At 51.2% G+C, this 1249-nt stretch carries 1 protein-coding gene; it reads left to right on the top strand.

Features of this window, described 5'->3' with window-relative positions; translation table 11 throughout:
- Nucleotides 1–72: 72 nt before the first annotated feature.
- Nucleotides 73–1241 (top strand): IS3 family transposase gene (locus tag M987_RS23495; protein ID WP_088201860.1). Its coding sequence is split into 2 segments (ribosomal slippage): nucleotides 73–322 and nucleotides 322–1241, totalling 1170 coding nucleotides; the frame shifts between segments, so codons are not numbered across the junction.
- The last annotated feature ends 8 nt before the right edge of the window (nucleotides 1242–1249 follow it).

Here is a 1249-nt window from a genome sequence, read left to right on the forward strand (position 1 = left end):
TGAAGTGGTTTACTGAATTTGGCCACCTGAACAGAGGTGATATGCTCACCTCAGAACAACACAGGTGCACCAATGAAAAGAAGAAATTTTAGTCCTGAATTCAAACGCGAATCCGCTCAGTTGGTTGTCGATCAAAACTACACCGTCTCTGACGCTGCTAAGGCTATGGATGTTGGTCTTTCCACGATGACGAAATGGGTCAAACAACTGCGAGATGAACGTCAGGGCAAAACGCCAAATGCCTCCCCCATTACGCCGGAACAAATCGAAATACGTGAGCTAAAGAAAAAGCTACAACGTATTGAAATGGAGAACGAAATATTAAAAAAGGCTACCGCGCTCTTGATGTCAGACTCCCTGAACAGTTCTCGATAATCGGGAAACTCAGGGCGCGTTATCCTGTGGTTACTCTCTGCCACGTGTTCGGGGTTCATCGCAGTAGCTACAAATACTGGAAAAACCGTCCTGAAAAGCCAGACGGCAAACGGGCTGTATTACGCAGCCAGGTACTTGAGCTACATGGCATCAGCCACGGTTCTGCCGGAGCAAGAAGCATCGCCACAATGGCCACTCAGAGAGGCTACCAGATGGGGCGCTGGCTCGCTGGCAGACTCATGAAAGAGCTGAGGCTGGTCAGTTGCCAGCAGCCGACTCACCGGTACAGGCGTGGCGGTCATGAGCACGTTGCTATCCCGAATCATCTTGAGCGACAGTTCGCCGTAACAGAGCCAAACCAGGTGTGGTGCGGTGATGTGACCTATATCTGGACAGGTAAGCGCTGGGCGTACCTTGCTGTTGTTCTCGACCTGTTCGCAAGGAAACCAGTAGGCTGGGCAATGTCGTTCTCACCGGACAGCAGACTCACTATGAAAGCGCTGGAAATGGCATGGGAAACGCGCGGCAAGCCCGTTGGAGTAATGTTCCACAGCGATCAAGGTAGTCATTATACGAGCAGGCAGTTCCGGCAGTTACTGTGGCGATACCGGATCAGACAGAGTATGAGTCGGCGCGGAAACTGCTGGGATAATAGCCCAATGGAGCGCTTCTTCAGGAGTCTGAAGAACGAATGGGTGCCGGTGACGGGTTACGTAAGCTTCAGCGATGCAGTCCACGCAATAACGGACTATATCGTTGGGTATTATAGCGTGCTCAGGCCGCATGAATATAACGGTGGGTTACCACCAAACGAATCGGAAAACCGATACCGGAAAAACTCTAACACGGTGGCCAGTTTTAGTTGACCACTTCA

Source organism: Enterobacter soli ATCC BAA-2102, from assembly GCF_001654845.1.
In the GTDB taxonomy this organism is placed as follows: Bacteria; Pseudomonadota; Gammaproteobacteria; order Enterobacterales; family Enterobacteriaceae; genus Enterobacter; species Enterobacter soli.